At 65.7% G+C, this 23,039-nt stretch carries 19 protein-coding genes and 1 pseudogene; 9 read left to right on the top strand and 11 right to left on the bottom strand.

Going from position 1 to position 23,039, the window contains the following annotated elements:
- Positions 1-6 precede the first annotated feature (6 nt).
- The 7 genes and pseudogenes from FA743_RS03275 to FA743_RS03245 form a co-directional block, all read right to left on the bottom strand.
- Positions 7-801, bottom strand: coding sequence for a cytochrome c1 (locus tag FA743_RS03275; protein ID WP_136884462.1), 795 nt, complete (start codon positions 799-801; stop codon positions 7-9).
- A gap of 14 nt (positions 802-815) precedes the next feature.
- Entirely contained in the window at positions 816-2,156 is a 1,341-nt protein-coding gene (gene petB, locus FA743_RS03270; RefSeq protein WP_136884461.1) for a cytochrome b, read from the bottom strand.
- 11 nt (positions 2,157-2,167) lie between these two features.
- Positions 2,168-2,734 (bottom strand): ubiquinol-cytochrome c reductase iron-sulfur subunit, encoded by a 567-nt coding sequence (gene petA / locus FA743_RS03265; RefSeq protein WP_136884460.1) that lies wholly within the window; start codon positions 2,732-2,734, stop codon positions 2,168-2,170.
- A gap of 237 nt (positions 2,735-2,971) precedes the next feature.
- Positions 2,972-3,745, bottom strand: a pseudogene (gene radC, locus FA743_RS03260) (RadC family protein).
- 43 nt (positions 3,746-3,788) lie between these two features.
- The gene (gene dnaJ, locus FA743_RS03255) at positions 3,789-4,958 is read right to left on the bottom strand and encodes a molecular chaperone DnaJ (protein WP_136884459.1); all 1,170 of its coding nucleotides are present in this window, start codon (positions 4,956-4,958) and stop codon (positions 3,789-3,791) included.
- A gap of 76 nt (positions 4,959-5,034) precedes the next feature.
- Positions 5,035-6,951, bottom strand: coding sequence for a molecular chaperone DnaK (dnaK, locus tag FA743_RS03250; RefSeq protein WP_136884458.1), 1,917 nt, complete (start codon positions 6,949-6,951; stop codon positions 5,035-5,037).
- 203 nt (positions 6,952-7,154) lie between these two features.
- On the bottom strand, positions 7,155-7,976 hold the full coding sequence (locus tag FA743_RS03245) for an ABC transporter permease (protein WP_136884457.1): 822 nt from the start codon (positions 7,974-7,976) through the stop codon (positions 7,155-7,157).
- A 159-nt stretch (positions 7,977-8,135) separates the two neighbouring features.
- Here FA743_RS03245 and cysQ point away from each other — a divergent pair, with 159 nt between their 5' ends.
- From cysQ to glf, 9 genes are all read left to right on the top strand, one after another.
- The gene (cysQ, locus tag FA743_RS03240; protein WP_136884456.1) at positions 8,136-8,933 is read left to right on the top strand and encodes a 3'(2'),5'-bisphosphate nucleotidase CysQ; all 798 of its coding nucleotides are present in this window, start codon (positions 8,136-8,138) and stop codon (positions 8,931-8,933) included.
- 4 nt (positions 8,934-8,937) lie between these two features.
- Positions 8,938-9,738, top strand: a complete 801-nt coding sequence (locus tag FA743_RS03235; RefSeq protein WP_136884455.1) for a 3-deoxy-manno-octulosonate cytidylyltransferase — start codon at positions 8,938-8,940, stop codon at positions 9,736-9,738.
- A 172-nt stretch (positions 9,739-9,910) separates the two neighbouring features.
- The gene (locus FA743_RS03230; RefSeq protein ID WP_136884454.1) at positions 9,911-10,807 is read left to right on the top strand and encodes a UTP--glucose-1-phosphate uridylyltransferase; all 897 of its coding nucleotides are present in this window, start codon (positions 9,911-9,913) and stop codon (positions 10,805-10,807) included.
- A gap of 3 nt (positions 10,808-10,810) precedes the next feature.
- Positions 10,811-11,797: a UDP-glucose 4-epimerase GalE gene (gene galE / locus FA743_RS03225; protein WP_136884453.1), complete on the top strand. Its 987-nt coding sequence runs from the start codon at positions 10,811-10,813 to the stop codon at positions 11,795-11,797.
- Positions 11,794-12,816: a glycosyltransferase family 2 protein gene (locus FA743_RS03220; RefSeq protein ID WP_136884452.1), complete on the top strand. Its 1,023-nt coding sequence runs from the start codon at positions 11,794-11,796 to the stop codon at positions 12,814-12,816. The genes galE and FA743_RS03220 overlap by 4 nt, the downstream gene beginning before the upstream one ends.
- 99 nt (positions 12,817-12,915) lie before the next feature.
- On the top strand, positions 12,916-13,941 hold the full coding sequence (locus FA743_RS03215; protein ID WP_136884451.1) for a glycosyltransferase family 2 protein: 1,026 nt from the start codon (positions 12,916-12,918) through the stop codon (positions 13,939-13,941).
- Positions 13,938-15,626: a DUF5927 domain-containing protein gene (locus FA743_RS03210; RefSeq protein ID WP_246054815.1), complete on the top strand. Its 1,689-nt coding sequence runs from the start codon at positions 13,938-13,940 to the stop codon at positions 15,624-15,626. Before FA743_RS03215 ends, FA743_RS03210 begins: the two co-directional genes overlap by 4 nt.
- Positions 15,623-17,014, top strand: coding sequence for a hypothetical protein (locus tag FA743_RS03205; protein WP_136884450.1), 1,392 nt, complete (start codon positions 15,623-15,625; stop codon positions 17,012-17,014). The genes FA743_RS03210 and FA743_RS03205 overlap by 4 nt, the downstream gene beginning before the upstream one ends.
- 132 nt (positions 17,015-17,146) lie before the next feature.
- On the top strand, positions 17,147-18,292 hold the full coding sequence (gene glf, locus FA743_RS03200; protein ID WP_136884449.1) for a UDP-galactopyranose mutase: 1,146 nt from the start codon (positions 17,147-17,149) through the stop codon (positions 18,290-18,292).
- Between the two features lie 14 nt (positions 18,293-18,306).
- Here glf and FA743_RS03195 read toward each other — a convergent pair whose 3' ends face one another.
- The 4 genes from FA743_RS03195 to FA743_RS03180 all read right to left on the bottom strand — a co-directional run bounded on the left by FA743_RS03195 (position 18,307) and on the right by FA743_RS03180 (position 23,024).
- Positions 18,307-19,533, bottom strand: coding sequence for a polysaccharide pyruvyl transferase family protein (locus FA743_RS03195; protein WP_169308752.1), 1,227 nt, complete (start codon positions 19,531-19,533; stop codon positions 18,307-18,309).
- A gap of 91 nt (positions 19,534-19,624) precedes the next feature.
- Positions 19,625-20,359 carry a sulfotransferase family 2 domain-containing protein gene (locus tag FA743_RS03190; RefSeq protein WP_169308751.1) on the bottom strand — a complete coding sequence of 245 codons (735 nt, stop codon included), beginning with the start codon at positions 20,357-20,359 and terminating at the stop codon, positions 19,625-19,627.
- Between the two features lie 137 nt (positions 20,360-20,496).
- Entirely contained in the window at positions 20,497-21,405 is a 909-nt protein-coding gene (locus FA743_RS03185) for a glycosyltransferase family 2 protein (protein WP_136884446.1), read from the bottom strand.
- A complete protein-coding gene (locus tag FA743_RS03180; RefSeq protein WP_136884445.1) occupies positions 21,402-23,024 on the bottom strand; it encodes a glycosyltransferase in 1,623 nt (540 codons plus the stop codon). The genes FA743_RS03185 and FA743_RS03180 overlap by 4 nt, the downstream gene beginning before the upstream one ends.
- Positions 23,025-23,039: the final 15 nt, after the last annotated feature.

Below are 23,039 nucleotides of genomic sequence, written 5' to 3'. Positions count from 1 at the left end.
AGGCGATCAGCGGTGCAGGGGCTTGCCCTTGTGCGGTGCCCAGAGGCGCTTGTTGACCAGATACAGAAGCACGGTCAGCACAAGCAGGAACAGCACGGCGACCAGACCCACGGACTTGCGGTCCATCAGCTTGGGTTCGGCCGTCCACATCAGGAAGGCGGCCACGTCCATCGACATCTGGTCCACGGTGGCGGGCGTGCCGTCCTCGAAGGTGACCTGATCGTCCGACAGGGGCGCCGCCATGCTGATCCAGCCGCCCGGGAAGGCGGTGTTCTCGTGCAGCAGCGTGCCCGCCTGTTCCTGATCTACGCCGGTATAGCCGGTCAGCAGGGCATGGATGTATTCCGGGCCGCCCATGCCGCGCACGAGCTGGTTGATGCCCAGGCCGTAGGGGCCATGGAAGCCGGCGCGTGCCTTGGCCATCAGCGACAGGTCGGGACCCATGCCCATGCCCGACACGGTCGGGAAATGGTCGGTCAGTTCGCGGTCGCGTTCCTCGCCGATGCTCTCGTCGAAGACGGGCAGCAGGCTGGTGGCATAGGCGCGGACCTGATCCTCGGGCAGGCCGGGGCCGCCGTCATCGCTCAGCGTGCGGATCGGCACATAGCGCAGACCGTGGCAGGCCGAGCAGACCTCGGTATAGACCTGCAGCCCGCGCTGCAGCTGGAACTGGTCGAACGATCCGAACGGTCCCTCGAACGAGAAGTCCACATCCTCGATATGGCCTCCCTCGCCTGCGGCCATCGCGGCACCCGACAGGCCAAGTGCCGTGACGGCAGCGATCGCAAAAGCTTTCAGCATGATCTTGGGTCCTCTCATTCGGCCGGCTGCGTCAGACTGGTACCACCAGTATTCGGCGAGTAATGTGCGTTGTAATCCTCCTCGATGGTCGCGGGCATCGGATCCGGCTTCTCGATGACACCCAGCAGCGGCAGGATGATCAGGAAGTAACCGAACCAGTAGGCCGAGGCCGCCAGCGCGATATAGGGATACGGGCCTTCGGTCGGCATGGCGCCCACCCAGGTCAGGATCACGAAATCGGCGGCCAGCAGCCAGAACCACCACTTGAACTGCGGGCGATAGCGACCCGAGCGCACGCGGCTGGTGTCCAGCCAAGGGGCCAGCGCCATCACGACGATCGCGCCGAACATCGCCAGCACGCCGAAGAACTTGGCGTCGACGATGCCGAAGGTCACGAAGTCGACCAGCTGCACCAGCCACACCTCGGCGTCGAAGGCCCGCAGGATCGCGTAGAAGGGCAGGAAGTACCATTCCGGCACGATATGCGCGGGCGTCGCCAGGGCGTTCGCCTCGATATAGTTGTCGGGGTGGCCGAGATAGTTCGGCATGAAGCCGACGACGGCGAAGAACACCGCCAGGATCAGCGCCAGTGCGAACAGGTCCTTCATGACGAAATAGGGCCAGAAGGGCAGCGTGTCCTTGGCGGCCTCTTCCTTCGAGGTGCGACGCACCTCGATGCCGGTCGGGTTGTTGTTGCCGGTCGAGTGGAAGGCCCAGATATGGACGATCACCAGGCCCGCGATGATGAAGGGCAGCAGGTAGTGCAGCGAGAAGAAGCGGTTCAGCGTCGCATTGCCGACCGCCGGTCCGCCCAAGAGCCAGGCCTGCAGCGTCTCACCCACGCCCGGCACCGCGCCGAAGAGGCCGGTGATCACGGTCGCGCCCCAGAAGGACATCTGGCCCCAGGGCAGCACGTAGCCCATGAAGGCGGTGGCCATCATCAGGATGTAGATCAGCATGCCGATGATCCACGTGACCTCGCGCGGCGCCTTGTAGCTGCCGTAATAGAGGCTGCGGAAGATGTGCAGATAGACGGCCACGAAGAACAGCGAGGCGCCGTTCATGTGGATGTAGCGCAGCATGTAGCCGCCGTTGACGTTGCGCATGATATGTTCGACGCTGGCGAAGGCCATGTCCACATGCGGCGTGTAATGCATCACCAGGACGATGCCGGTGATGATCTGCAGCGCCAGGCAGAAGACCAGGACGATGCCCCAGATCCACATCCAGTTCAGGTTCTTGGGCGTGGGGATCATCAGCGTGTCGTACATGATCCCAGCCACGGGCAGGCGGCGGTGCAGCCAGCGCTCGAACCCGGACTTGGGCTCGTAATGGTCGTGCGGAATTCCGGCCATGATAACCCTCCTTAACCCAGCTGGATGGTGGTGTCGTTGATGAACGACGCCAGCGGAATGTGCATGTTCTGGGGCGCGGGGCCCCGGCGGATCCGGCCTGCGGTGTCGTAATGGCTGCCGTGGCAGGGGCAGAACCAGCCGCCGAAGTCGCCGGCGCCGTCTCCGATGGGCACGCAGCCCAGATGGGTGCAGACGCCGATCTGGACCAGCCATTCGCCGGTCTCGTCCAGCGCGCGGTTCGCATCGGTGGCGGGCGCCGCGACATCGGGCAGGTTGGGGTTCTGGGCGTTCTGGTCGGGCAATTCGTTCAGCTCGACCGCGCGGCCGGCCTCGATTTCCTCAGGCGTGCGGCGGCGGATGAACACGGGCTTGCCCAGGAACAGCACGGTGATCTGCGATCCCGGGCCCACGCCGCTGACGTCGACCTGGATCGAGGCCAGGGCCTGGACGTCGGCCGAGGGGTTCATCTGGTTCACAAGCGTCCAGGCGGCGGCCCCTGCGGCCACCGTGCCTGCGCCCGCCGCGGCATAATAGAGGAAATCCCTCCGGGTGCCTACGTGGTCATCTGCGTGGGACACGGGTCATACTCCAATTCGGGCCGAAAACTGCAGGCCGATACGACATTCCGGGCCACGTCCGAACGCAGCCTTCGCGGAGGCGGTTCTAGCCCTCAATTCCCCGTCAGTCCAGATGATAAGCTGCCGCAGGCCGGTGCGTCTTGCCCCATCTGTCTGATTCCGGCAACGCAGGGCCCCCCGCCCCGCCATGCAAGGGCTGCATGGCGCCGCGTCCCCCCGGGCGGGAACGGGCAGGGATCACAGCAGACCCTCTGCGCGGAAGCTGAGTTCGCGGGATTTGCCGATGATCAGGTGGTCGTGGATGGTGATTCCCATGCTGTCGGCGGCCTGGGCGATGCGCGCGGTCATCGAGATGTCGCTGTCCGAGGGCGTGGGATCGCCCGAGGGGTGGTTGTGGACCAGGATCAGCGCCGAGGCGTTCACCTCCAGCGCGCGGCGGATGATCTCGCGTGGATAGACCGGCACATGATCGACCGTGCCGCGGCCCAGTTCCTCATCCGCGATCAGGACGTTCTTGCGGTCCAGATACAGCACGCGGAACTGCTCGATCTCGCGATGGGCCATCTCGGTGTGGCAGTAATCCAGCAGCGACTGCTAGCTGGACAGGATGGGCCGGTGCATGATCCGGGCGCGGGCCAGCCGCCGGGCCGCCGCCTCGACGATCTTCAGTTCGGTGATGACGGCTTGCCCGACGCCGTCCACCGCCTGCAAACGGACGGGCGGGGCGGTGACCACGCGGTTGAAATCGCCGAAGATCTCGATCAGGCGGCGGGCCAGAGGCTTGACGTCCTGGCGCGGGATGGCGCGGAACAACAGCAGTTCCAGCACCTCGTAATCGGGCATGGCCTCCGGGCCGCCCTGCAGGAACCGGTCCCGCAGGCGGGCCCGGTGATCGGCCAGATAGGAGGGCGCGGCCTTGCCCGCCGGGGCGGGAGGCGCCATGGCCACGTCATCGGAGGCCGGGGCGAACAGGGGCAGGGGCATTTCGCCAAAGGAACGATTCGGGTCCATGCCCGCAGCATGATCCCGAATCCCTGAAGAAAGTCTTAACCGCCTAGCGGGTCATCCCGTCCCAGAAGTTTTTCACCTTGTCGAAGAAGCTGTCCGATTGCGGGCTGTTGTCGGCCTTGACCGCTTCGAATTCGCGCAGCAGCTCGCGCTGGCGGGGGGTGAGGTTGACCGGCGTCTCAACCGTCAGCTCGATCAGCATGTCGCCAAAATCGCCGCCCGCGCCGGGGCCGTGGCGCAGGGGCGGCATGCCCTTGTTGCGCAGGCGCATCTGCCGGCCGGTCTGGCTGCCGACCGGCACCTTGACCCGCGCCCGCCCGCCATCGATCGTCGGCACCTCGACCTCGCCGCCAAGGGCCGCGGTGGCCATGCTGACCGGCACCTGACAGGCCAGCATCTTGCCGTCGCGCAGGAAGATGGCGTGCTCGCGGACCTCGACGAAGATGTAGAGATCGCCGGTCGGGCCGCCGCGCAGGCCCGCCTCGCCCTCGCCGGCCAGACGGATGCGGGTGCCGGTCTCGACCCCGGCGGGGATGTTCACGGACAGCGCGCGGTCATGCTCGGTGCGGCCTGCACCATGGCAGACCTTGCAGGGGTTCTTGACGATCTGGCCGGCGCCGCCGCAGGTCGGACAGGTCCGCTCGACGGTGAAGAAGCCCTGCTGCGCGCGCACCTTGCCCATGCCGGCGCAGGTCGGACAGGCGGCGGGCTGCTGGGTCGCGCCCTCGGCGCCGGTGCCGCTGCAGGAGTCGCAGGCGACCGAGCCGCGCACGGTGATCGGCTTCTGCACGCCCGCATAGGCCTCTTCCAGCGAGACCTGCAGGTTGTAGCGCAGGTCCTGCCCGCGCTGCGCGCGGGCCCGTCCGCCACCCCCGGCCGCGCCGCGGCGGCCCATCATGTCGCCGAACAGATCCTCGAAGACATCCGCGAAGGCCGCGCCGAAATCGCCGGGATGGCCCCCGCGCGCACCGCCGCCGCCGCCCATGCCGCCCTCGAAGGCCGCGTGGCCGAAGCGGTCATAGGCCGATTTCTTCTGGTCGTCCTTGAGGCAGTCATAGGCCTCGTTCACTTCCTTGAAGCGCGACTCGGCGGTCGCGTCATCCTGGTTGCGATCGGGGTGAAGCTCCTTGGCCTTGACCCGATAGGCCTTCTTGATCTCGTCCGCTCCGGCGCCGCGCGTGACCCCGAGCACTTCGTAATAGCACCGCTTGCTCATGTGTCGTCCTGTTCAGCTGTCCCACGAAACAGGCCGGCCCGTGACGGACCGGCCCCTTTCCGGAAAGCGGCCCCGATCAGCCGCGCTTCTTGTCGTCGCCCAGATCCTCGAAATCGGCGTCCACGATGTCGTCGTCGACATCGCGCGGGGCGTCGCCCTCGTCACGGCCGGTCTCTTCACCCGAGGCCTGCGCCTTGTAGATCGCCTCGCCCAGACGCATCGAGGCGTCCATGACGTTCTGGATGCCAGAGCGGATCTTGCCCGAATCCTCGGACTTCACCGCCTCCTCCAGCGCGCCGACGGCCAGTTCGATCACCTCGACGGTAGAGCTGTCGACCTTGTCGCCATGATCGGCCAAGGACTTCTTGGTCGAGTGGATCAGGCTTTCGGCCTGGTTCCGGGCCTCGACCAGTTCGCGACGGCCCTTGTCGGACTCGGCGTTCGCCTCGGCATCCTTCACCATCCGGTCGATATCCTCGTCGGTCAGACCGCCCGAGGCCTGGATGGTGATGTTCTGCTCCTTGCCGGTGCCCTTGTCCTTGGCGCTGACGGACACGATGCCGTTGGCATCGATGTCGAAGGTCACCTCGATCTGCGGCAGACCACGCGGCGCCGGCGGGATGTCCTCGAGGTTGAACTGGCCCAGCATCTTGTTGTCGGCCGCCATCTCGCGTTCGCCCTGGAAGACGCGGATGGTCACCGCGCCCTGATTGTCCTCGGCGGTCGAGAAGATCTGGCTCTTTTTGGTCGGGATGGTGGTGTTGCGGTCGATCAGGCGGGTGAAGACGCCGCCCAAGGTCTCGATCCCCAAGGACAGGGGCGTCACGTCCAGCAGCACCACGTCCTTGACGTCACCCTGCAGCACGCCGGCCTGGATCGCGGCACCAAGTGCCACGACCTCGTCGGGGTTCACGCCCTTGTGGGGTTCCTTGCCGAAGAACTCGGTCACCTCGGCCACGACCTTGGGCATGCGGGTCATGCCGCCGACCAGAACGACTTCGTCGATGTCGCCCTTGGAGCAGCCGGCATCCTTCAGCGCTTCCTGGACGGGCTTCATGGTGCGCTTGATCAGGTCGGCCACCAGGCTTTCCAGCTTGGAGCGGGTCAGCTTGACGACCAGGTGCAGCGGCGTGCCGCTGTTCTTGTCCATGCTGATGAAGGGCTGGTTGATCTCGGTCTGGCTCGAGGAGGACAGCTCGATCTTGGCCTTTTCGGCGGCCTCTTTCAGGCGCTGCAGGGCCATCTTGTCCTTGGACAGATCGACGCCGTGTTCCTTTTTGAACTCGTCGGCCAGATAGTTCACGATCCGCATGTCGAAATCTTCGCCACCCAGGAAGGTGTCGCCATTCGTGGACTTCACCTCGAACAACCCGTCGTCGATTTCCAGAATGGTGATGTCGAAGGTCCCGCCGCCGAGGTCATAGACCGCAATCGTTTTGGTTTCCTTCTTGTCCAGACCATAGGCCAGCGCGGCCGCGGTCGGCTCGTTGATGATGCGCAGGACCTCGAGGCCGGCGATCTTGCCCGCATCCTTGGTGGCCTGGCGCTGAGCGTCGTTGAAATAGGCCGGAACGGTGATCACGGCCTGGGTCACGGTCTCGCCCAGATAGGATTCGGCGGTCTCCTTCATCTTCTGAAGGATCATCGCGCTGACCTGCGCGGGGGAATATTTCTCGCCCTGGACCTCGACCCAGGCATCGCCGTTGCCGCCATCCGCTATGGTGAAGGGGACCATCTTGCGGTCCTTCTCGACGGCATCATCGCCCATGCGGCGCCCGATCAGGCGCTTGACGGCAAAGACGGTATTGGTCGGGTTGGTCACGGCCTGACGCTTGGCGGGCTGGCCGACCAGACGCTCGCCATCCTTGAAGCCCACGATGGACGGGGTGGTGCGTGCGCCTTCGCTGTTCTCGATGACCTTCGGCTGGCTGCCGTCCATGATCGCGACGCAGCTGTTGGTGGTGCCGAGGTCGATGCCGATGACTTTGGACATGTGAGTATAACCTTTCTTGCGGCGATATTTGAGGCGTCGGGTCCGTTGCGGCCCCCGCAGCCCGATCCCTGGGTGGAAACCGGTCCGAGGGCTTCGGACCGCTTCGGGGGTGTATATAGGGATGCAATTCGGCCCCGCAAGCACTGCCGATGTGCAAAATCAGCCGATCTGCGCCCTGAAAAGCCCCTGATCGCGCACCGCCGCTATTGCGCGGCGCTCCAGCTGAGGGATTCGTATTTCCGGGTGGTGAAGTTGATCAGAAGACCGATCATCAGAAGCGCGATGGCGTAATACATCGGATAGAGCAGCGAGGTGCGGTGCGGCGAATAGTTGATGAACAGATAGCCGCGTTCCTGGTCGATCAGATGGAACAATGGGTTCCATGAGAACCAGGGCAGAATGAAACTGGGCATTGCATTGGCAACGAACATCTTTCCCGAAAAAATCATGTTCACCCGCTGGTACAGGGCCGTCAAAACCCCGCTGACCTGGGGCGACCAAGGGCGGATTCCAAGAAAAACCAACCCGATGCAGCACCCGAGGAACCAAACCAGCAAAAACAGCAATCCTGCCCCAAGGGGGTCAAAAATGGTGAAGGGCTGAAAGGCAAGATAGTAGACGGCGAGAATGGCAAGGCAGGCGATGCATTGCCGGTAGAGAACCGCTAGCGCTGCCCCGGAAATCAGGATTGCCGCATTCAACGGCTCGTGCTTGAGGATGCCGGTCGAGACCGAACTGCTGCCGGCCACGGCGCCTACTGCTTGGACATGGGTGATGAACAGGAAGATGCCCGACATGATGTACAGCATGAAATCCCCCCGGATCGGAGAGGATCTCATGCCTATCAACTGAAAGACGGCAAGGAAGACAATGACCATCAGCAGGCTTTGCACGACAGTGATGATCAGTCCGACGACTGCGTTCCGATGTTCGGTCCGCAGATTGTAGACGGTCTGATGATAGATCAGAGCAAAGGTGGTGAAGGCGGCCTGAAACAGGTTCCGGTTATGGCGCTGCTTGAACAAATTCCCGACGCTCCGCTTCAGGTGACAGATTGCTGCCCGGGATCGGGGCAGGTGGTCGCCCGGCGCTTGCCCAAGCCTTGTCGTCCTATCATAAGGGGTGTCGAACCTTCGCACAATCCGCCAGCAGGCCGCAGCCCGCCGGCCGGGAAAGGAAAACCGATGCAATTTGACCGAATGATCCCCGAAATGCGGCGCCTGGCCCTGCAGGCGGGCGACAGGATCATGCAGATCTATGACGCCGAGGATTTCGAAACCCGCCTGAAATCCGATGATTCGCCGGTCACCGCCGCCGACGAGGCCGCCGATGCGCTGATCTCGGCCGGGCTGCGCGCGGCATTTCCCGATATCCCGCTGGTGACCGAGGAGCAGGCCGACACCCACACCCAGACCCTGCGCACCTTCCTGATCGTGGACCCGCTGGACGGCACCAAGGAATTCGTGCAGCGGCGGGGCGATTTCACCGTGAACATCGCCTATGTCGAGGATGGCATCCCACTACGCGGCGTCGTCTATGCCCCTGCCAAGAACCGGCTGTTCTACACCACCGCCGACGGCCGCTCGGTCGAGGAGCAGGGCCCCTTCGGCGACGAGCCCGGCGAGACGGCGCCCATCGGCGTCAATGCCACGCCCGACAATCGCGGGCTGATGGTGGTGGCCTCGAAATCGCATCGCGACGCGGCGACGGACGCCTATATCGACCGCTACGGCGTGCGCGACATGACCAGCGCCGGCAGCTCGCTGAAATTCTGCCTGGTGGCGACCGGCGAGGCGGATCTGTATCCCCGCTTGGGCCGCACGATGGAATGGGACACGGCGGCAGGCGATGCGGTCCTGCGCGGCGCCGGCGGAGAGGTCGTGCGCTTTGACGACCACAGCCCGCTGACCTATGGCAAGCCCGGCTTCGAGAACCCGTTCTTCATCGCCTATGCGCCCGGCGTCCTGCTGAAGAAAGGCTGAGCCCGTGTCGGTCGTCATCGTGATCCCCGCCCGCCATGCCTCGACCCGCTATCCCGGCAAGCCGCTGGTCGAGCTGCGCGGCACAGGCGGGCAGGCCCGCAGCCTGATTCGGCGCAGCTGGGACGCGGCCATGTCGGTGCCGGGCATCGACCGGGTGATCGTCGCCACCGATGACGCCCGCATCGGCGATCATGCGGCAGGCTTCGGCGCCGAGGTCGCCATGACCAGCCCCGACTGCCGCAACGGCACCGAGCGTTGCGCCGAGGCCGTGGCCGCCCTGACTACCCCGCCCGAGATCGTCGTCAACCTGCAGGGCGATGCGCCGCTGACCCCCGCCTGGTTCGTCGCGGATCTGGTCGCCGGTCTGCGCGCCGCGCCCGATGCGCAGGTGGCCACGCCGGTCCTGCGCTGCACGGGGCGGATGCGTGCCGATCTGATTGCCGATCGGCATGCGGGGCGGGTCGGCGGCACGACGGCGGTCTTCGGCCATGACGGGCGGGCGCTCTATTTCTCCAAGGAGGTGGTGCCCTTCGTGCCCGGCCCGGTCGCGGACGATGCGCCCAGCCCGGTCTTTCACCATGTCGGCGTCTATGCCTATCGCCCCGGGGCGCTGGCCGAATACGCGACTTGGCCCGAGGGCGTGCTGGAGCGGCTGGAGGGGTTGGAGCAATTGCGCTTTCTGGAGCGCGGTCGCCATGTGCTCTGCGTCGAGGTCGAGGCCCGCGGGCGGCAGTTCTGGGAATTGAACAATCCCGAGGATGTCGCCCGGCTGGAAAGCATGATGGCGGAAATGGGAATGGATTGATCCGAAAAGGTCACCACATCTGTCCCATCATGAAATATTTGTATAAATGATCAGAAACTCTTGGCGTCATACAGCCTAAGGCATAATCTGGCGCTGAAATCATTGCCGATGCGCGAGTATCGGTACCATTGCTGGCGGAAAAATCCCCGCTGAACCATCAGAGGTATCCGACATGGGTCGCAAGGTCACAAAAGCCATTTTTCCAGTTGCTGGCTTGGGGACACGTTTTCTTCCCACCACCAAGAGCATTCCGAAAGAAATGCTGTCCCTGGTCGACAAACCGTTGATCCAATATGCCATCGACGAGGCCCGCGCCGCCGGCATCAAGGAATTCATCTTCGTTACCTCGCGCGGCAAGGGATCGCTCGAGGATTATTTCGACCATGCCCACGAGCTTGAATCAAGCCTCAAGAAGGCCGGCAAGGAAGAATTGCTGGAAATCCTGCGGGCCACCAATATGGAATCGGGCGCCATCGCCTATATCCGCCAGCACAAGGCCCTTGGCCTGGGCCATGCGGTCTGGTGCGCGCGCCGCCTGCTGTCGGATGACGAGCCCTTCGCCGTCGTGCTGACCGATGACGTCATCCAAGGCGAGCCGCCCTGCCTGCAGCAGATGATCGAGGCCTATGGCGAGACCGGCGGCAGCATGGTCGCCACGATGGAGGTCGCGGCGGACAAGGCCTCGTCCTATGGCGTGCTGGACGTGGCCGAGGACATGGGCGCCATCGTCCGCGCCAAGGGCATGGTCGAAAAGCCGAAGGCCGGCACGCAGCCGTCGAACCTGGCCGTGATCGGGCGCTATATCCTGGCGCCGACGGTCATGAAGAACCTCAACAAGCTGAAGCAGGGCGCCGGCGGAGAGATCCAGCTGACCGATGCCATCGCCGAGGAAATCCAGGCGGGGCGCGACGTCTTCGGCCTGCGCTTCCGCGGCCAGCGCTTCGATTGCGGATCCAAGGCGGGCTTCCTGCAGGCCACCGTCGCCTTCGGTCTGGAGCGGGACGAGTTGAAGGACGAGTTCGCCGACTACCTGCATCAGGTCATGGCGATGCGTCGGGCGGCCGAATAAACCATGTCGGGCAAGGTATTGGTGACGGGCGGTGCGGGCTATATCGGCTCGCACGCCTGCAAGGCATTGGCGCAGGCGGGGTTCACCCCCGTCACGCTGGACAATTTCTCGACCGGCTGGCGCGACGCGGTCAAGTTCGGCCCGGTCGTCGAGGCGGATCTGATGGACCGCGCGGCGCTGGACGCGGCCTTCGCCGAACACGCCCCGGTGGCGGTGCTGCATTTCGCGGCGCTGAGCCAGGTGGGCGAGGCGATGGCCGAGCCGGGGAAATACTGGCGCAACAACGTCGCGGGTTCGCTGAACCTGATCGAGGCGGCGGTGGCGGCGGGTTGTCTGGACTTCGTCTTCAGCTCGACCTGCGCCACCTATGGCGACCGCGACGGCGAGGTTCTGGACGAGGACACCCCGCAGGCGCCGCTGAACGCCTATGGCGCCTCCAAGCGCGCGATCGAGGATATCCTGATCGATTTCGAGGCCGCCCACGGGCTGCGCCACGTCATCTTCCGCTATTTCAACGTGGCGGGCGCCGATCCTGACGGCGAGGTGGGCGAGTTCCACCGTCCCGAGACGCATCTGATCCCGCTGATCCTGGACGCGGTGGACGGCAAGCGTTCGGCGCTGACCATCCACGGCACCGACTATCCGACCGAGGACGGCACCTGCATCCGCGACTATGTCCATGTGATGGATCTGGTCGATGCCCATGTGAAGGGGCTGGAATGGCTGCAGGCGGGCAAGGGCAGCCGGGTCTTCTGCCTGGGCACCGGCGACGGGTTTTCGGTCCGCGAGGTCGTGGATGCCACGCGCCATGTCACCAACCGGCAGGTACCGATGGTCGACGGGCCCCGGCGCGGCGGCGATGCGGTCAAGCTGGTCTGCGGCAGCAGGCGCGCCAAGACGGATCTGGGCTGGACCCCGGACCGCTCCACCATGAAGCAGATGATCGCGGATGCCTGGCGCTGGCACCAGACGGGCGATTACCGGACGTGACTCTGGGCGGCGCGTGGCAGGCCTATCGCCTGCGCTGGAAACGCCGTGAGCTGATCTGGCGGGCGATCCGCGCCCGCCGCGCGCTGACGGTGGTGGCCGACCGCACCGCCGCGATCCGCCCCGGCGATGTGCTGGCAGTCGCCACCCTGCGCAACGAGATCGCCCATCTGCAGGGCTTTCTGGACCATTACCGCCGCCTTGGCGTCGCGCAGTTCCTGATCGTCGACAATGGCAGCGACGACGGTTCGGACCGCTATCTGGCGGATCAGCCCGATGTCTCGCTGTGGCGCTGCACGGCCAGCTATCGCGAGGCGCGCTTCGGACTGGACTGGGCGGGCGCGCTGCTGATGCGGCATGGCCACGGGCACTGGTGCCTGACCGTCGATGCCGACGAACTGCTGGTCTATCCCCATCACGACACCCGCCCCCTGCCCGACCTGGTGGCCCATCTGGACCGCATCGGGCAGCGCGGGATGGGGGCAGTGATGCTGGATCTCTACCCCTCGGGACCGCTCGGCACGGCGGACGCGCCCGAGGGGGCGGCGCTGACCGAACGGTTGCCCTGGTTCGATGCCGGTCCATGGAGAAAACGGCGGGTGTTGCCGAAACGCAACCTCTGGCTGCAGGGCGGCGTGCGCGATCGGGTGTTCTTTTCCGGTGATCCGGACCGCGCCCCGACCGTGAACAAGCTGCCGCTGATGCGCTGGTCCTGGCGTCACGTCTATGTCAACTCGACCCATTCGATGCTGCCGCCGCAGCTGAACGATCTCTATGACGGGCCGGGCGATGCGCGCCTGTCGGGCGTGCTGCTGCATGGCAAGTTCCTGCCCGACATCCTCGCCAAATCGCACGAGGAACTGCTGCGGCGCCAGCATTTCAACGATCCCGCCGCCTATGACGGCTATCACCGGGCGGTCGCGGCGGGGCCGGTCCTGCGGGGGCCGGACTCGCTGCGCTACGGCGGCTGGCAGCAGATGGTGGCCCTGAATCTGATGGGCACGGGCACATGGTCGGAATAACCAGTTCTTGCAAAAGCCCTTGCCAAAACCCGGGCCTCCTGCACATTGCTAGGGCATGACGCCGCGCCTTTCCCTTGTAGCCTCCGTACGGTCGATATCATGCGTCTGAGCGATCTTCCCCTGCCCAATCGGTTGCGTCGCCGGACCGAGCGTCAGTACCTCGTGGCGCGGGCGTTCAACCGGCGCCGGGCGCTGAAATCGACGGTCGACCGCACCGGCAAGATCCGCAAGGGCGACATCCTGGCCTTTATCACCATGCGCAACGAGCGGCTGCGGCTGCCCTATTTCCTGGAATATTATCGCGACCTGGGGGTGAATCACTTCCTGTTCGTGAACAATGACAGCGACGATGGCAGCGGCAACTGGCTGTCCGAACAGCCCGACGTGTCGCTGTGGTGGACCAATGCCAGCTACAAGCGGTCGCGCTTCGGCATGGACTGGATCAACCGGCTGCTGATGAAATACGGCTCGGGCCACTGGTGCCTGACCGTCGATCCCGACGAATTCCTGATCTATCCGCATTGCGACACCCGCCCCCTGCCCGCCCTGACCGACTGGCTGGACGCATCGGGGCGGCGCAGCTTTCCGGCGATGCTGCTGGACATGTATCCGCGCGGCAATATCGAGGACGAGATCTATGAAGAGGGCACCGACCCCTTCCGGATCGCCCGCTGGTTCGATCCGGCCAATTACACGATCACCAAGAACGCCTATTACGGCAATCTGTGGATCCAGGGCGGCCCCCGGACCCGGCGCTATTTCACCGCCGATCCGCTGTCGGGACCGGCGCTGAACAAGACGCCTCTGGTCAAGTGGCACTGGCGCTATGCCTATGTTAGTTCGACCCACATGCTGCTGCCGCGATCTCTGAACCATGTCTATGACGAGAATGGCGGCGAACAGGCCTCGGGCTGCCTGCTCCATGCCAAGTTCCTGTCGAATTTTACCGAGAAATCCGCCGAAGAGCTGGATCGCCGCCAGCATTATGCCAACAGCAAGGAATATCGCGCCTATCATGCGGGCCTGCGGCGGGGCACGACCCTGTGGTGCAGCGAGTCGCGCGAATATGACGACTGGCGCCAGATCGAGGATCTGGGGCTGATCTCTCGGGGGAACTGGGCGTGAGACGAGATGTCCAGATCGGGGTCGTCCTGCTGTGCCACGCGCGGCTGGACGTGGCCGCCCAGATGGCCCGCATCTGGGTCGAGGGCGGCGCCCGCGTGGCCATCCATGTCGATGCCAAGGCCTCGGCCCGCTCGGTCGCGCGGATGAAGGACCAGCTGGCCGACCTGCCCGGCATCGTCTATTCGCGCCGCCATCGCTGCGACTGGGGCCGGTTCAACCTGGTCCGCGCCACGCAGGACGCGGCGCAGGCGCTGCTGGACGCCTTCCCGGCGGTGACCCATGTCTATCTGGCCTCGGGCTCCTGCCTGCCGCTGCGCCCGGTGCGCGATCTGGCGGCCTATCTGGCGCGCGATCCCCATTGCGACCATATCGAAAGCGTCAGCGCGCTGGATGTCGGCTGGACCGTCGGCGGGCTGAACGAGGAACGCTTCACCCTGTATTTCCCGCTGGACTGGCGCCAGCATCGGCGGATGTTCGACTGGCTGACCACCTGGCAGCGCAAGCTGCGCGTCCGCCGGCGCCTGCCCAAGGGGCTGACCCCGCATCTGGGCTCGCAATGGTGGTGCCTGACCGCGGCCACGCTGCGGGCGATCCTGGACGATCCGCGCCGGGACGAGTTCGACCGCTTCTTCCGCCTCGCCTGGATCCCGGACGAAAGCTATTTCCAGACCCTGGCACGGCGCCATGCGGTCCGCATCGAAAGCCATTCCCTGACGCTGGCCAAGTTCGACCATGATGGCCGGCCCTATCAGCTCTATGACGACCATACCCTGATGCTGGAGGAATCGCGCTGCTTCGTGGCGCGCAAGGTCTGGCCTCAGGCCCGCCGCCTGATGACGCATTTCCCCGTGCCCCCCGGCCCCCAGCCCGATATCAGCCCCCCTCAGCCGCAGCGGATCGAGCGGCTGATCAACCGCACCGTGCGCCGCCGCCTGCTGGGCCGGCCGGGCCTCTACATGCAGAGCCGCTTTCCCCGCAAGGATTCCGAGAACGGCAAGACCTCGGCCCCCTATGCGATCTTCCAGGGCTTTTCCGACATCTTCCCCGAATTCGAGACCTGGCTTGCCGAGAATGTCGATGCCGATGTCCACGGCCACCTGCTGGGCCCCGAGATGGTCGAGTTCGCCGGCCGCCCCGAGATCGGGCCCGGCGCCATCTCGTCCTCGACGGTGATCCGCGATCGCGATCCGCACGGGTTCCTGACCGCACTGATCCGGATCTCGCCCCGGATGCAGGTCTTCCAGACCAGCCCGCGCGACAATCAGGCGCTGAACTGGTTCATCGCCACCGATCCCAACGCCCATATCCATGTCGTCGCCGGCGCCTGGATGCTGCCCTTGCTGGAATCGGGCATGCCCTTCGACGACATCCGCCGCGTCACCGCCCTGCTGCAGCGGGCCGAACTGACGCATCTGGACGTGCTGAACTCGGTCTGGGTCAAGGCGCGGGTCCATGTCCACGAGCTGACCGATTTTCTGGCGCGCCCGCAGGCGATGCTGTACCAGTCGTTGCAGCATCTGCCGCTGCGCCCCGGCGCACCGGCCGATGTCCCGCAGATGCGCGACCTGCACGGCCTGTCGGACCTGCTGCGCCGGTTGCGCAATTCGGGTCTGCGCCCGCGCCTGTCGGGCGATGCCCTGCCGCTGCCCGAGCCGCCCATGACCGAAAGGACTGCTGCCGAATGACCTCTCCGTTCCGTCGCTTCGTCATCTTCGCCGAGATGCGCACCGGGTCCAACCTGCTGGAGGCGACGCTGAACGCGCTGAAGGGCGTGACCTGCTTCGGCGAGGCCTTCAACCCCTACATGATGGGCTGGCCCGACAAGGACGAACTGGCAGGCATCACCCGCGACGAGCGCGAGGCGGATCCGCTGCGCCTGCTGACCAAGCTGTTCGACCGCCCCGGCCACCTGCCGGGCTTCCGCTATTTCCACGACCACGATCCCCGCGTCTTCGACGCGATTCTCAACGATGCCGAATGTGCCAAGATCATCCTGACCCGCAACCCGCTGGACAGCTATGTCTCGACCAAGCTGGCCTGGGAGACCAACCAGTGGAAGCTGAACGAGACCGAGACCCCGATCCCCGCCGCCATCGCCTATGACGGACCCGAGTTTCGCGACATGGTCGGGGCGGTGGAGCGCTTCCAGCTGCGCGTGATGCACCGGCTGCAGGTGACCGGCCAGACCGGCTTCTGGCTGGGCTACGAGGATCTGCGCGATGCCGAGGTGATGACCGGGCTGGTCCACTGGCTGGGCCGCACCGATATCGCCCGCGTGGACCCCGCCAGCGACCAGGTGCCCCAGAACCCGCGCGAGCTGGCCGAGAAGGTCCGCAACTTCGACCAGATGCAGGCCGACCTGCAGCAGATCGATCCGTTCATGATGCGCCGCGTTCCCAATTTCGAACCGCGCCGGGGCCCCTCGGTGCCCAGCTTCTCGGCCTGTGCGGCGGGGCACGGCCTGATCTACATGCCGGTGCGCTGCGGCCCCGGGCCCGCCATCCGCGACTGGATGACGGGGTTGGGGCCGGTCACCGGCGATCTGACCCAGACCAGCCTGCGCCAGTGGAAGCGCCAGCATCCCGGCCATCGCAGCTTCACGGTTCTGCGCCATCCGCTGCACCGCGCCTGGACGGCCTTCCAGCAGCTGCTGAACAATGGCTCGGCGGAGCTGCGTCAGCTGATGCGCGGCGTTCATCGCGTGGCCCTGCCCGCCGATGCCGACCTGCCCGGGATGTCGCACGCGGATCAGCTGGAGCTGTTCGCCCAGTTCCTGTGCTTCCTGCGGCGCAACCTGAACGGCCAGACCACCCTGCCCACCCATGCCGGATGGGCCAGCCAGTCCGAGGTGATCGCAGGCTTTGCCCGCGTGGCCTCGCCCGACATGCTGATCCGCGAGGACCGGCTGGTCCGCGACCTGCCCCTGCTGGCCGAGAATGCAGGGCTGGACGATCCGGGCCTCGCGCATCTCAAGATCGCCCCGATGCCCGAGTTCCTGCGCGAGGCCTCGCTGCTGCAGGCGGCCCGGCAGGCCTATCTGCGCGATTACATCGCCTTCGGCTTCACCGACTGAGCCCCTGCGTGCACCCCCCCGGGGGCGCGCGACATTCGGCCCGAGCGTCGCGCGCGCGGTTGGACTTGGCAGCCCGGACGTATATCACCGCCGCAGGCAGGCTGGCGTGACGCCGCAGGTAAGGACGGGACGATGAAGATTCTTCTGGTGGGCGCGGGATTGTCCGGCGCGGTGATCGGGCGCGAGCTGGCCGAGGCCGGGCATGACTGCCGCATCATCGACGCGCGGCCCCATATCGCCGGGAACTGCCATACCGAGCGCGACGCCGAGACGGGCGTGATGATGCATGTCTATGGGCCGCACATCTTCCATACCGACGATGAGGGTGTCTGGGATTACGTGAACCGTTTTGCGCAGTTCATGCCCTTCCAGAACCGCGTCAAGACCACCGCGCAGGGTCGCGTCTATTCCCTGCCCATCAACCTGCTGACGATCAACCAGTTCTTCGGCACCACGCTCCGCCCCGACGAGGCCCGCGCCTTCATCGAGTCCCGCGCCGATACCAGCATCACCGAGCCCCGGACCTTCGAGGAGCAGGCCCTGCGCTTCGTGGGCCCCGAACTCTACGAGGCGTTCTTCCGGGGCTATACCGAAAAGCAATGGGGCTGCTCGCCGACCGAACTGCCCGCCTCGATCCTCAAGCGCCTGCCGGTGCGCTTCACCTATGACGACAACTATTTCTTCCACCGCTTCCAGGGGATGCCCCGGGACGGCTACACCCCGATGATCGCGGCGATCCTGGATCATCCCCGCATCACCGTCGATCTGGGCACCGACTATGCCCCCGAGATGGCCGAGGCGGTCGATCACGTCTTCTGGTCGGGGCCACTGGACGGGTATTTCGACTATCGCCTTGGCCGGCTTGGCTATCGCACGCTGGATTTCGAGCGCTTCACCCATCAAGGCGACTATCAGGGCTGCGCGGTGATGAACTATGGCGACCGCGAGGTGCCCCAGACCCGCATCACCGAGCACAAGCATTTCAGCCCCTGGGAGACCCACGAGGGCAGCGTCTGCTATCGCGAGTTCGCCCGGCAGGCCGAACCCGGCGACACGCCCTATTACCCGATCCGACTGGTCGAGGAGAAGGCGCTCTTGGCGCAATATGTCGATCTGGCACGCAGCACGCCCGGCGTGACCTTCGTCGGCCGCTTGGGCACCTATCGCTATCTGGACATGGACGTCACCATCCGCGAGGCGCTGGAGACGGCCGACCATTTTGCCGCCGCCGCCCGGGCGGGCGACCGAATGGCGGCTTTCGTGCAGGAGCCGTTGTAAGCCCGGCAAGCGCGCTACCTGACCAAGCGGCGCGCCAGGCGGCGCAGCGGCGACAGCGCGGGCGCCGGAGGCGCGGATGGCAGAGGGTCGGGAACAGGCACCGCGCTGATGGCCGGCGACAGGCCCGCCCGCGCCATCACGGCAAAGAATTCGCGGCTGCGTTGGGCATACAGAGTCTTCATCCGGTGGATCGCCTCGGGCGCCAGATATTCGTCCAGCACCGCCGCCAGACCCTTGCGGGCAAAGGCCCGGGTCGTCAGATGCGGCAGGCCGAAATGCTCGGTCAGTTCGGCCACCCGGTTGTCATGCGAGAGGAAGATCGCCGGAACCCCGGCTTGCAGCGCCGCCACGCCCCCGTGGAAACGGTCGCCGATATAGACATCGTGGCGGAGCGCCGCCTGCCGCCAGGCTCCGGCCTCGTGGAAATAGTAGTAACGCTGGAAATGGACCGGGCTTCCCGCCTGTCGGGTCAACCAAGGATCAAGAAGGTCGGCGCGGAATTCGTTGTTGCCTTCGTTGTAGATGCCGGGCGTGTCGGACAGGCCCGCAAACGTCCAGGGCTCGTCCTGAAAGACATAGGAGGCGCGGGTCTTGGCAAAGGCGCGGGCCAGGTCGATCCCGCGCTGCGCAAACACCCCCTTGTTGATCTTAACGTAGCCTGCCGTCATCACCTCGACCTCGGCCCCCTTGGCGCGGGCGGCCGTGCCGTCCTGCGCCATGACGCTGTGGGGATAGGCATACAGGCTGGGACACCCCAGCACATCGGCGTTCTGGAAACCGTTATCCTCGAGCCAGGTGGCGGTCTTCGCGCCCCGCACCCCGAAGACGACCGCATTCTGGTTGAACCAGTCGATCAGTCCGGCATTGCTCGGCATCATGTCCGACAACTTGTGATTGCCCTGCAGGCCGCAGCCCAGCACGACGACCGGCACGCGATCCTCCAGCGCCTTCAGGCTGCCCAGCAGCCGGCTTCCGTCGTGATCGGGCCGGATAAAATTGGCCATCGAGATGATGATCAGGTCGAAGCATTCCTCCATGCGGGCCGCGTAATCCTGGCCGATCGTGGTCTGGATCTCCGCCAGATTGCCGTAAGCGGACCCGTTCGGGGACTTGACGAAGATCTTGGCCGGAGCCTCGGCATGGATGATGTTGCCGCGATTGCCGGTCAGCAGGTGGTTCGGGTGCAAACCCGAGATCACGTCGCTGGTGGTCGATTGCGCCCCCGTGAGGCGGGGCAGCAACGCCACGGGCCGGTGCGCGGCAATTCCGGGCGCATGAAAGAAGATGCGCAAAGGCTTGGTGCTTGCGGCAGATGCAGCCCGTGGGTCCATTTCAGTTCCCCTTCGCAAGATCGTAAAGCCGCAGCAGGAGGGCGTGGATCTTTACGTCGTTGTGATTGCGATCCAGGATCAGGGTTCTCACCGCCGGATCAAGATCATCGGCGGGCTTGGTCCCGACATTGGCGCGATATTCAGTGATGGGCGGAAGCCCGTGGGTCCGGGACAGAAGCGCCAGGGACGGACCCAACCGCTCGGTCACGCCCAGGAAGCTGTAATGGGCGGTCAGTTTGGCCAGAACGTCGTCGAACGAGGCCACGAAGCCGATGGCCTGTGTCAGTTGCACGTCGTACCCGGTCGACCTCACGAAGCTTTCGATCGTCGGGAAGCGCTTGACGAAATCCTCCCGGGCCGGATGGGCGTCCGAACTGTTGTAGTTGAAGTTCGAGATCACCCGGTCGACGGGATCGCGCAGGATGGTCGCCGCCTTCACCTGCAGATCGTGCTGCCGCCAGACCTGCAGTTCGGGCCAGCCGAAATGACCCATGATGACCTGCCGGACATTGCCCTTGGACTGATCATAGACCGCCTGCCGCGTCGCCTTGCGAAACGCGGTCGGGACGTTGTTCCATTCCACCCCGTGAAACCGGTCGAACGCCTTCTGAAGAGCCTTGCCGACCGAGACGCCGGCCGTCTTGGGAATATGCACGAAGAGGACGGTGTCCGCACTGTCCCGGAACCGGCCTCGGGCCACCCTGTCCGGGGCAAAGCGGTCGATGAAGGCTGCCATGACTGGCACCGAAGCCCCGAACTCCAAAGCCAGCCGTGACGCAAGGTCATTGCCACCCCTGTCAGACCATGTCGCCCGAAGGCTGCGGATGCCCCGGGCACCTTGTCCCAGAAGCCTCCGCGCGCCGAATTTCCTGATCATTCTGACGTCACCCGCTCGATTTCAGGTCGGAACCCATAACCCTTTATCAGCGCGAGGTAAATGTCCCGTCGGAACCTGCCGGGGATCCCCGCGCGCTTCATCTGTCCGCGCACGCCATAGGCATAGGCCAGCACGCTCAGCAGCCCGCCCTGGCGGCGGCGCCACGAGGCCTCGTTGCGGGCGCCATAGCGGAATTTCCACAGGCTCTTCGCGTCGATCAGGCCGAAGTTCACGCCGCGATTGTCGGGCGTGTCATGGATGACCACGCTTTCGGGGACGAACAGCCCGGGATAGCTGCGCGCGATGCGGCGGGTGTATTCGGCATCGTCGAACCAGATGAAATACTCGGCGATGGGCAGGCCATGCTCGGTGATGGCCCATCGCGGGATCATCACCGACACGAAGGAACAGCTGTCCACCAGCACCCAGGGCGCGTCCGCCCGCACGAAGCGGGCCCAGTCCCAGACCGGGCGCGGACAGTTCATCTCGCACAGGGTGCCGTCGATCCAGTCCACACGCGAGCAGGCGAAGCTGGGCCGCCAGCCATGCTGCGTCTGGAACCCGGTCAGCGCGTCATGCAGCGCCGCGATGGCACCCGGTTCGGGATAGGCATCATCATCCGAGATCCAGAAATACTGCGCGCCCATCTGATAGGCGGCCTTCATCCCGGCGTGAAAGCCCCCGGCCCCGCCCAAGTTCTTCGGCAGGCGCAAATGGCGGATCGAGGGATCCTCGGTCCCCCGCGCCGCGACCAGGGCCGCCGTGTCATCGGTCGAGGCATTGTCCACGACCAGGATGATGTCGGGCCGCAGGGTCTGCGCCTGCAGCGCGTCCAGCACCTTCATCAGCTTGGCCGAGCGGTTGAAGGTGACGATCACCGCCGCCGTGCGGTTGAGCACGCTCATGCCGCATCCCCTTGGGCGATCCGGCGATAGACCGGCATCAGGATCTCCTCCGCGGTCGGATCGGCGGAGAGGCGCGTCCAGGCCTCCTGCAGGCCGGCCTTGTGGCGGGCAAGGACATCGGCGTCGCGCCACATGCGATCCACGGCGGCGACGGTCGCCTTCACGGAAGCCCGGGGGGCCAGCGGCACCAGCAGGTCCTCGGGCAGCAACTCGCCCTGCGATCCGACGCGGGTCGAGATGGGGATGCAGCCCTGCGCCACGGCCTCGTAGCAGACCAGCGCCAGCCCCTCGTTGTTGGAGGGCAGCAGCAGGATGTCAGACCGGCCCAGAAGCGCGGGAATGTCGGCCTGTCCGGGCATCTGCGCGACCGTGTCGGTCAGCCCGTAGCGACGCAACAGGCGTGTGATGGTGCCGTCGAAGGGTCCGTCGCCCACCATCGTGGCGGTGAAGGCGACGCCGTTCTTCTGCGCCCAACCCGCCAGCGCGCGCAGGATCTCGACCACCACCACCGGACGCTTCTGGTAATAGAGCCGTCCGACGAAGCTGACATGCAGGGTCGTCTGGCCGGGCTGGAACCGCAGCGGCGGCAGGCTGGCGACGCCCGCGTCCCGGTCGCGCATCCGGCCCAGCACCACCTGGCCCGGGGGCGTGTGAAATCCGCCCTGCAGGTAATCGACCAGATCGCGGCTGATCACATGCTGCAGGTCAAGGAAATTGGACCACACACCCGAGATCCGCGGATAGCCGCCATTGGCGTATTCGACGATATGCGTGCTGTCGATCGCCTGCAGCCAGGGCAGGTGCATCCGCAGCATCGGCAGGCTTTCGTACAGCGGCGTGCAATGATGGATATGCACCGCCCGGATATTCTCGGTCAGCGCCAGCTGCGCGACATAGCGCGGCCACAGCTTGTGGGGCAGGTAGCGGTCCAGACGGATGAAGGCCACGTCGGGGTGATCGGGCAGCCGGTCCGCCAGCCGCTGGATCGCGGGCACCGAGGCGACGACGAAGACCCGCAGCCCCGCCGCCAGGGCCCAGGTGACCGTGTCGAAGCCCAGCTTCTCGGCCCCGCCCATCTCCAGCCAATGCATCCCGATCAGGATGGCGGGACGATGCTGGGTCGCGGGGGCCGCGGGCCGGTCGATCAGGTCCGAGCCGTCGCCCAGGGGCAGCGCCACCTTGGTCTGGCGGCGCTCCTCGCGGCGCTTGCGCAGCATCTCGGCCTGATGGCGCAGGCCCTCATAGGCCAGCGGGCTGGCGCCGAACAGCGCTCCAAGACGCCGGATTGGCCGCCAGGGGGCGTCGGACTGCTTCAGCTCCGACGGCAGAGGCGGCCGGGGGATGGCCAGCCGCACGGTCACCTCGGGCGCGTCGGGGCGGCTGCCCGGACGGATGACGGTGCCCAGGTAATCGGCCCCCAGGTCCTGGGGGCGCGGGACATAGGCGCCCTCGATCACCTCGGGCCGCGCCCAGAGCGGATCGGACCCCAGGGACAGCACGAACTGCAGCCGCTGCGTCGGGAACAGCAGTTCGTAGATGCCCCGCGCCTCGTCGACGCAGGCAAGGACATGCGCGGCCATGGCAGGGTCGGCAGGTTTCGACGAGGCAGGTCGGGACATCAAGCAGGGATCCGT

The sequence above is a fragment of the Paracoccus gahaiensis genome, from assembly GCF_005048225.1.
Classification (GTDB): domain Bacteria; phylum Pseudomonadota; class Alphaproteobacteria; order Rhodobacterales; family Rhodobacteraceae; genus Paracoccus; species Paracoccus gahaiensis.
The sequence above is the reverse complement of the archived record's forward strand: the minus strand, read 5'-3'. Positions and strand labels throughout refer to the sequence as shown.